The sequence below is a fragment of the Desulfovibrio piger genome (genome assembly GCF_012843875.1).
Classification (GTDB): domain Bacteria; phylum Desulfobacterota; class Desulfovibrionia; order Desulfovibrionales; family Desulfovibrionaceae; genus Desulfovibrio.
This window is the reverse complement of record NZ_JABAFY010000029.1, coordinates 24,466-32,635: the sequence shown is the minus strand read 5'-3', so window position 1 is coordinate 32,635 and position 8,170 is coordinate 24,466. Positions and strand designations below refer to the sequence as shown.

Below are 8,170 nucleotides of genomic sequence, written 5' to 3'. Positions count from 1 at the left end.
CCCCCCCCCCCCCCCCCCCCCCCCTCGCCCCTCTTCCACCACCAACCCCACCGAAATCCCATGCATTGTACCTGTCATGTCCTGAGCAGCGCGGCCTTGCCGCTGGCCCGGCGCCTGCGGGAAGCCATGGCCGCAGCGCCGTGGCGCGGGCCGTCGGGCGAGACGCTGTCGGAATGCCGCCTGTCCGCGCCGCAACGTTTTGCCCCGGAAGACTGCCTGCCGTTTGCCGGCATCATGGATGCAGCCCGGCAGGCCGCAGAAGTTCCCCAGATCTTTATAGGCGCAACAGGCATCGCCGTGCGGGCTGTGGCGCCCCTGCTGGAACACAAGAGCACGGACGCGCCTGTCCTGGTCATCTCGCCGGACGGCCGTTTCGTCATCAGCCTGCTGGCCGGACACTGGGGCGGCGGCAACAGCCTGTGCCGCCATGTGGCCGCCCTGCTGGATGCCGTGCCTGTCATCACCACGGCCACGGACTGCGGCGAGCGCCCTGCGCTGGACCTTTTCCTCCAGGCAGCGGGCCTGCGCATCCTGGACTGGGACCAGCTGCCTCCGGCCCAGGCCTGCTGGCTGGAAGGGCGGCCCCTGCCCTTGTGGGACCCCTGCGGCGCGGTGACGAACGGAGAAGGGGGAGGATTCCTGCGGCAGGAGCATCTGCCGGAACAGGACGGGCCCGCAGTCTGCGTACACTGGCAACGTCTGCCCGCACGACAAGGCCGCCTGCGGGTGGCCCTGCCCTCGCTGGTACTGGGGCTGGGCTGCCGCAAGGGTATCCCTGCGCCGCTGGTGGCCACAGCCGTGGAAGGTCTGCTGCTGCGCCACGGACTGGAGCCCCAGGCTCTGGCGGCCCTGGCGACCGTGACGGAAAAGGCCCGGGAACCGGCCTTGCAGGAACTGGCCCGGCGTCTGGGCCTGCCCCTGCTGACCTTCGATGCCGCGGAACTGGCCGCCGTCAGCACACCGCACCCGTCCACGGCGGCAGGGGAACGCTTCGCCTGCGCACCCTTCAGTGTCTGTGAGGCGGCCTGCCTGCTGGCGGCCCGGCGGATGGCCGCAACCGGTATGATGAAGGCGGATGGCGGGGGGGCGTCGCCTGTGAGCCGGGCCGAGCTGAAGGACGGCCCGCCGGCGGGAACAGGAAACGGACAGCAAACAGACGGCACGGACGCTCCGGCCGCCCGTCTGCTGGTGGAAAAAACCAAGGTGGCCGGCCAGCTGACCCTGGCCGTGGCCCTGTCGAACAGCATTTTGCGGAGGGATGATGTCTGAGATCGTCATGAACAAAGGGCGGGACGCGGTCCTGCTGGTGGGCGGCGGCAGCCTGTGCGCCGCGGCCGTACCGCTGTTGCAGGCTGCCGGGCTGGTCCCTGCGGGCGTCATCCACGGTCCGCGTTGTGACTTCGCGGCAGAGGCGGGCGTGCCTCCGCTGGGCCGGGACGCCGACCTGGCCCGCCTGCGGCCGGACTTCTCCCGGGCCGTGGTAACGGCCCCGCACAAGCAGGCTGCCAAACTGCGCCGTCTGCTGCACGACGCCCTGCGGGAACTGGGCTTCACTCTGGTCAGTGCGGTCCATCCTGATGCCCACAGGGAGCGGGATGTCCTCGTCGGCGCCGGGAACCTCATCTTTGCCGATGCCTCGCTGGCAGCGGGCTGCCGTACCGGCACGGGCTGCGTGCTGCGGGCCGGAGCGCGTCTGGAGGCAGGCTGCCGCCTGGAGGACCATGTCCATCTGGGGGAAGGCGCGCACCTGGGTGAGGGCGTCATCGTGGAAGAAGGGGCCCATCTGGGCCGGGAGGTACGCGTGGATGCGGGCCTGCGGCTGGAAAAAAATATTTTTGTGCCGGACAATGTCCACCTGACGCACCGGACCCTGCCGCTGTTCAGTGCGGGCGGGGAACGGGAAGGCAGCGCGTAATCTTTCGATTTTCAAGAAAAATTTTATAAAATCGCGCTACAACTTCACGGCAGGCGGACGTTTTTCCGGCGTTCCCGCCTGCCCGAAGGCCGTGCGGATTTTCCGCCACCCACGTTGACACATTCTGCAACCCGGCGTATTGATTTGTTATCTGTCTGTGACGTCCCGGAGCCGTTCCGCGCGTCCCAAGGTTCGACTAGCCTGTGAGGAGGTTGTCATGAAGTTCGCCCTGTTGTCTGCCGGTGTCCTGGCTCTGGCCCTGTCCGTGCCCGCCATCGCGGCCCAGCCCCCTGTCCCGGCTGACGGTCTCGTCCTGCAAGGTTCCAACCCCAAAAAGCCGGTGACCTTCAACCACTCCACCCACAAGACCGTGGAATGCGTCGTCTGCCACCACCCTGTGGACGGCAAGGAAAGCTATGCCAAGTGCGCCACCGCCGGCTGTCATGACAACCTGAAGGACAAGAAGGGGACCAACAGCCTGTACTATGTGATGCACGCCAAGGAAAAGGCCGATGCCCCCCTGAAGCATCAGAGCTGCCTGTCCTGTCACGTCAAGGTCGTGGCCGAAAAGCCTGACCTGAAGAAGGACCTCACCGGTTGCGCCAAGTCCAAGTGCCATCCGTAGGCCGTCATCCATTTTCGCATTGCAAGCCGCGGGAAACCGCGGCTTTTCTTTTTGGCGGTTTGCCTTTTGGAGCATGAGCTGCTATGCAGGGCAAGCCGTTGAGGAACCGGATCACCAACCATCCTGCATGAGAGGCGCCCATGGCCGCATCTGCCGAGCAAAACGAGATCATCGAACTGACGGACCTTATCGAAAAAGGCCCTGACCTGCCGAAAAACAGCCCCAAAACGCCTGAGCCCCTCCCCTTGCCCGACGAGGCTCCGGCAACGGCCGCCCCGGCTCCTGACGACCTGCTCCTGCTGCCTGTCCAGGATCACGAGCCCGTGCCGTCCCCCGCGCCCGCCGTCGAGGACGTGCCCCCCGCCCGGGACTGGGAGGCCCAGCTGGATGCCTCCGCGGCCGTGATCGGCGATACGGGCCTGCATCTGGCCGCTCTGGCGGCGCAGACCGGCACCGAAAGCCCCCTGCTGCCGGAAAGCCTGGAGCGCATCAGCAGCCTGGAAGAAAGCTGCCGCCAGCTCGACCGTCGCCTGAGCGCCCTGGAAGGCCGGGCCGGGAACGGCCACAGCGACGCCACCCTGCTCATGGAGACCGTGGAGCGTCTCACCCATCTGGAAGAGCAGGTGCAGGCCCTGCCCGCCACGGCAGACACCGCCTCCGGCAGCATGGCCGGAGCGCCCGACAGCGTCCTGCTTATGGAAAGCATGGAGCGCCTTTCCGCGCTGGAGGGCGAACGCCAGGAGATGCTGCAGCGTCTCGACAGTCTGGAGAGCCAGACCGGGGGCAGCCACAGTGACGGCACCCTGCTCATGGAGACCGTGGAACGCCTCACCCATCTGGAAGAACAGGTACAGGCCCTGCAGGACGCTCCGGCCGCTTCCGGAGAGGCCCCGGCCACTGCGGACAGCGAACGCGTGGCCCGTCTTGAGGAAGAGCGGCGGATGCTGGCACAGCGGGTGGAAGCCCTGGAACACCAGCTTGGCGACCTGATGACGGATTTTGACAAATACGTGGAAAAGGCGGCCGCCGCCGCTGCGGCGCGGATCCTGCATGAAGAAATCCGACGCCTGATGGGGGACCAGGCCTGAGCGGCCTTTTTCCCTGCGCGCACGGCCTTTTCCGCCCCCGCTCCCGCGGGGGCATCGACTTGCCAAGCGCACCGTTAGCGCATATGCTGACAGACGGCCTTTTACAGGCAGCAGTCCTGTACAGGCCCGAATCAAAAACAAAAGGGGCGGGGGCCGCCGTTTCCGTTCCTTTACCCGTCCGGCGTTTTCCCGTTGTGGGTCAAGGCCATTCCCCAGTGGACGGGTTTTTCATTTTGTATGCCACGAGGCCAGGTATGGACAAAGACAGCAAGGAAGCCCTTCAGGTCGCCAAGGAACTGACCGCCAAATTCATCGAGACGCGCACGGTTTCGCCGGGCAACTTCGCCGAGGTCTTTCCCGCCGTGTACCGCGTGGTCTGCGAAGCCATCCGCCAGGGCAACGCGCCCAGGGAGGCCGGACGTGACTGATCCCCGCCCCCAGCATGACGCTGCCGTCTCCGGCATGTTCGGCCGCATCGCCGGCTTCTACGACCTGCTCAACCATACGCTGAGCCTGGGCATCGACTATTACTGGCGCCATGTGCTGGCCAAGAACGTGCGCGTGGGCAGCACCAACCGCGTGCTCGACCTGGCCGCAGGTACCCTGGACGTCTCGCTGGCCATCCGCCGCAAATACCCGCATGTGCAGGTGCCCGCCATGGACTTTTGCCCGCCCATGCTCCAGCGCGGCCTGCACAAGCTCAAGGGCGACAACGCCCGGGCCATCATGCCCGTGGCCGCTGACGCCAAAAAGCTGCCCCTGCCCGACGCTTCGGTGGACTGCGTGACCATGGCCTTCGGCATCCGCAACATCAAGCCGCGCTCCGAGGCCTTTGCCGAGATGCTGCGCGTGCTCACCCCCGGCGGCCGCGCCTGCATCCTGGAGTTCGGCTCCGGCAGCGAACGCATCTGGGGCGGTCTGTACAATTTTTATCTGGACAGGATCCTGCCGCGTATCGGCAAGATGGTCTCCCGCGACCCGGGCGCCTATGAGTATCTGGCCGAGACCATCCGCAATTTCCCCACGGCCCCTGCCCTGGAAAAGGAAATGACCGATGCCGGTTTCGCGCGGGCCTGGCATATCAAGCTCACGTCGGGCATCGTCTGCCTGCATGTGGGCGAAAAGGCCCTCTAGCGGGCCAGCGCGCTGCGATAGCGCCGGCTTCCCCGCCGCAGGCGGGACGACCCGGCGCCATCCTCCGGCACAAAAAAACGGCGCCCCAAGGGACGCCGTCATGCATGCGGAAAAAAGCCTCAAGCTCAGGCGCTGCGGGCCAGCCATACAAGAAAGAGGCCCAGAGCCAGCGCCGCCAGCCCGAGGACCCGTATGGAGCTTTTGGGCATCTGCGCGATGAGGATCACTGCCCGTCGCATGGCGTCGGGAGCCAGAGCCCAGACCAGGCCTTCCAGAAGGATGGCCAAACCCAATGCCACAAGAAATGGTTTCCAGTCAAAAGTCATGTCTTTCACATGGCGGAAACAGGCATTTTTGTAAAGGATAAAACGATGGTGGATTTCGCTGCCCTGCAGAATCGTGAACAGACCCTGGCCGTGGTGGGCCTGGGCTATGTGGGCCTGCCCCTGGCCGTGGCTTTTTCCCGCCACATGAACGTGCTCGGTTTCGACATCAACGCCGGACGCATCGAAGAGCTGCGCAAAGGCCATGACCGCACCAACGAAGTGACCGATGAAGCCCTGGCCGCCGCCACGATCGAGTACACCTGCGACCCCGCCGACCTGGCCCGGGCCGCCGTGATCATCGTGGCCGTGCCCACCCCCATCGACGAACACCGCTCCCCCGACCTCACCCCCGTGGTGGGCGCCAGCCACACCGTGGGCCGCCACATGCCCAAGGGCTGCGTGGTGGTCTATGAATCCACGGTCTACCCCGGCCTCACCGAAGAGATCTGCGTGCCCATCCTGGAGCAGGAATCCGGCCTGACCTACGGCACGGATTTCACCGTGGGCTACTCGCCGGAGCGCATCAATCCCGGTGACAAGGTCCACACCCTGGAGACCATCAAAAAGATCGTCTCCGGTTCCGACCAGGCCACGGCCGACCTGCTGGCCCAGGTCTACGGCTCCGTGGTCAAGGCGGGCATCCACCGTGCTTCCAGCATCAAGGTGGCCGAGGCCGCCAAGGTCATCGAGAACACCCAGCGCGACCTGAACATCGCGCTCATGAACGAGCTGGCCATCATCTTCGAGCGCCTGGGCATCGACACCCTCGAAGTGCTGGAAGCCGCCGGTACCAAATGGAATTTCCTGCCCTTCCGTCCCGGTCTGGTGGGCGGCCACTGCATCGGCGTGGACCCCTACTACCTGACCTTCAAGGCCGAGGAGATGGGCTTCCACCCCGAAGTCATCCTGGCCGGTCGCCGCACCAACGACAACATGGGCAAATATGTGGCCGAATGCTTGGTCAAGCGCCTGATCAAGAACGGCAACGTGGTCAGCGGCGCGCGCGTGGGCATCCTGGGCTTCACCTTCAAGGAGAACGTGCCCGACCTGCGCAACACCCGCGTGGTGGACGTGATCCGCGAACTCAAGGAATATAATGTGGTCCCGCTGGTGCATGACGCCGAGGCCGACCCGGCCGAAGCCATGCGCGAATACGGGCAGGAGCTGGTGGATCTGGATCAGCTGCGCGACCTGGATGCCGTGCTGCTGGCCGTGAGCCACAAGGCCTACGCCGCCCTGACGCCCGAAGACATCAAGGCCCGCTGCAAGGACGGCAACAAGGCCGTGCTCATGGACGTGAAGGGCTTCTTCGACCCGCAGACCATGCGCGCCGCGGGCATCGACTACTGGAGACTGTAAGCGCCGTGCTGCTGGTCTGTGCCGCCACCGCCCGCGAACTGCTGTCCGCCCTGCCGGAACAGGCCCTGGGTCCCGCTCCCGGAGCGGCATGCGGCCCGGCGGCGCAGACCGGCCTGCCGGAGCAGGAATTGCTGCCCCTGCACCTGGGCCTGCCGGCCCTGGCCTGCATCACCGGCGTGGGGCCCGTCAACGCCGCCCTCGGCATGGGGCTGGCATTGGCTGGGGCCCGACAGGCCGGACATGCGGTCTCGCTGGTGCTCAACGTGGGCGTGGCCGGCAGCATGGACCTGCAACGGGCGCCCCTCCGTTCGCTCTGGCGGGTGGAGGAAGAGATCTGGCCGGAATACGGCCTGCACGACGGGACGGCTGTGGACGGCCCGTCGTTCGGTTTTCCCCAGTGGGAAGGGCCGCACGGGCCGGTCTTCGACCGTCTGCCCCTGGCCGCTCCCGCGCAGCTGCCCGCCTGCCTGCACGGGCTGTGCTCCCTGCCCGCGGCCACGTCCCTGAGCGTGGCGGGCGTCAGCGCTTCCCGGCAGCGTGTGGGACAGCTCCGGCAGGCCCATCCCGGGGCCCTGCTGGAAAATATGGAAGGTTTTGCCGTGGCGCTGGCCTGCGCCCGCCAGGGCATCGCCTGTGTGGAGGTACGCAGCGTTTCCAACCGGGTGGGGCCGCGCGCACCGCATGAAACGGATTTTCCGGGAGCCATGCGCCGTCTGGCGGATATCTGGCGCCCCGCACCATAAACCGAGATGTCGCTATGCTGCTTCTGAAAGCCCGTCTGGCACTGGAACTGCCCCCCATCAACAAGGCTCTTTCCCGGGCCGCCGAGGGCCTGCCCCATCCCGTGCGCCCCATCGCCCGCCACATTTTCGAAGCGGGCGGCAAACGCCTGCGCCCCCTGCTGACCATCCTCATGGCCCGCCTGCTGGGCTATGACAAAAAAGACATCTACGATCTGGCCGTCACCATGGAGATGCTCCATGCCGCCACGCTGCTGCATGACGACGTGCTGGACAATGCCGATACCCGTCGCGGCAAACCCGCCGCGCACACCATTTTCAGCGCCACCAGCACCATCCTGGCCGGCGATGCCATGCTGGCCCATGCCAATGCCCTGGTGGCCCAGTGCGGCGACCCGCGCCTGTGCCTCTGCTTCTCCGAGGCCACCAGCCGCACCGCCGCCGGTGAGATCCTGGAGATCGCGGCCCAGCATCAGGTGGAGACCACCGCCGAGGAATACGAGGAGATCATCCGCGGCAAGACGGCCTGGCTGATCCGGGCCTCGTGCCAGCTGGGCGCCCTGCGCGCCGGTGCCGACGATGCCCTGGTGGAAGCCGCCGCCGCGTATGGCGAGAACATCGGCATGGCCTTCCAGATCGTGGACGACGCCCTGGACTTCGCCCCCCAGAGCGTCACGGGCAAACCTTCGGGCGGCGACGTGCGCGAGGGCAAACTGACCCCGCCCCTGCGCATGTACCGCGACAGCCTGGACGATGCCGCCCGCGCGGCCTTCGATCAGGCCTTCAATGACGCTTCCTTCACCGACAGCGACGCCGAGCGCATCGCTGACAGCATCCGTGCGGCCGGCTTCGACCAGGCCACGCGCATGGCTGCCGAAGGCTATCTGGACAAGGCCCGCGCGGCCCTGGCCACCCTGCCCTCGGGACCGGAACAGGACATCCTGCAACAAATGGCCGACTACGTTCGCGACCGCAAAAAATAA

The 8,170-nt window shown here is 66.4% G+C and carries 10 protein-coding genes; 9 read left to right on the top strand and 1 reads right to left on the bottom strand.

What is annotated here, in order from left to right; genetic code table 11:
• Positions 1–60 precede the first annotated feature (60 nt).
• The 6 genes from HF854_RS08350 (at position 61) to HF854_RS08325 (ending at position 4,762) form a co-directional block, all read left to right on the top strand.
• Positions 61–1,269 (top strand): cobalt-precorrin 5A hydrolase, encoded by a 1,209-nt coding sequence (locus HF854_RS08350; protein ID WP_168935873.1) that lies wholly within the window; start codon positions 61–63, stop codon positions 1,267–1,269.
• Positions 1,262–1,915 (top strand): LbetaH domain-containing protein, encoded by a 654-nt coding sequence (locus HF854_RS08345; protein ID WP_168935872.1) that lies wholly within the window; start codon positions 1,262–1,264, stop codon positions 1,913–1,915. Before HF854_RS08350 ends, HF854_RS08345 begins: the two co-directional genes overlap by 8 nt.
• A gap of 217 nt (positions 1,916–2,132) precedes the next feature.
• Positions 2,133–2,540: a cytochrome c3 family protein gene (locus tag HF854_RS08340; RefSeq protein WP_168935871.1), complete on the top strand. Its 408-nt coding sequence runs from the start codon at positions 2,133–2,135 to the stop codon at positions 2,538–2,540.
• A 140-nt stretch (positions 2,541–2,680) separates the two neighbouring features.
• Positions 2,681–3,628, top strand: coding sequence for a hypothetical protein (locus HF854_RS08335; protein WP_168935870.1), 948 nt, complete (start codon positions 2,681–2,683; stop codon positions 3,626–3,628).
• Positions 3,629–3,882: 254 nt separating this feature from the next.
• Positions 3,883–4,056: a hypothetical protein gene (locus HF854_RS08330; protein WP_006008942.1), complete on the top strand. Its 174-nt coding sequence runs from the start codon at positions 3,883–3,885 to the stop codon at positions 4,054–4,056.
• Positions 4,049–4,762: a ubiquinone/menaquinone biosynthesis methyltransferase gene (locus tag HF854_RS08325; protein ID WP_289616745.1), complete on the top strand. Its 714-nt coding sequence runs from the start codon at positions 4,049–4,051 to the stop codon at positions 4,760–4,762. Before HF854_RS08330 ends, HF854_RS08325 begins: the two co-directional genes overlap by 8 nt.
• Positions 4,763–4,887: 125 nt before the next feature.
• On the opposite strand, the gene HF854_RS08320 is transcribed toward HF854_RS08325, so the two are convergent.
• Positions 4,888–5,061, bottom strand: a complete 174-nt coding sequence (locus HF854_RS08320; RefSeq protein ID WP_289616746.1) for a DUF2065 domain-containing protein — start codon at positions 5,059–5,061, stop codon at positions 4,888–4,890.
• 72 nt (positions 5,062–5,133) lie between these two features.
• Here HF854_RS08320 and HF854_RS08315 point away from each other — a divergent pair, with 72 nt between their 5' ends.
• The 3 genes from HF854_RS08315 to HF854_RS08305 are packed head-to-tail and all read left to right on the top strand — an operon-like array spanning position 5,134 to position 8,170.
• Positions 5,134–6,447, top strand: coding sequence for a nucleotide sugar dehydrogenase (locus tag HF854_RS08315; RefSeq protein ID WP_168935868.1), 1,314 nt, complete (start codon positions 5,134–5,136; stop codon positions 6,445–6,447).
• A 5-nt stretch (positions 6,448–6,452) separates the two neighbouring features.
• Positions 6,453–7,190, top strand: coding sequence for a futalosine hydrolase (mqnB, locus tag HF854_RS08310; protein WP_297159879.1), 738 nt, complete (start codon positions 6,453–6,455; stop codon positions 7,188–7,190).
• A 14-nt stretch (positions 7,191–7,204) separates the two neighbouring features.
• Positions 7,205–8,170, top strand: a complete 966-nt coding sequence (locus tag HF854_RS08305) for a polyprenyl synthetase family protein (protein WP_168935867.1) — start codon at positions 7,205–7,207, stop codon at positions 8,168–8,170.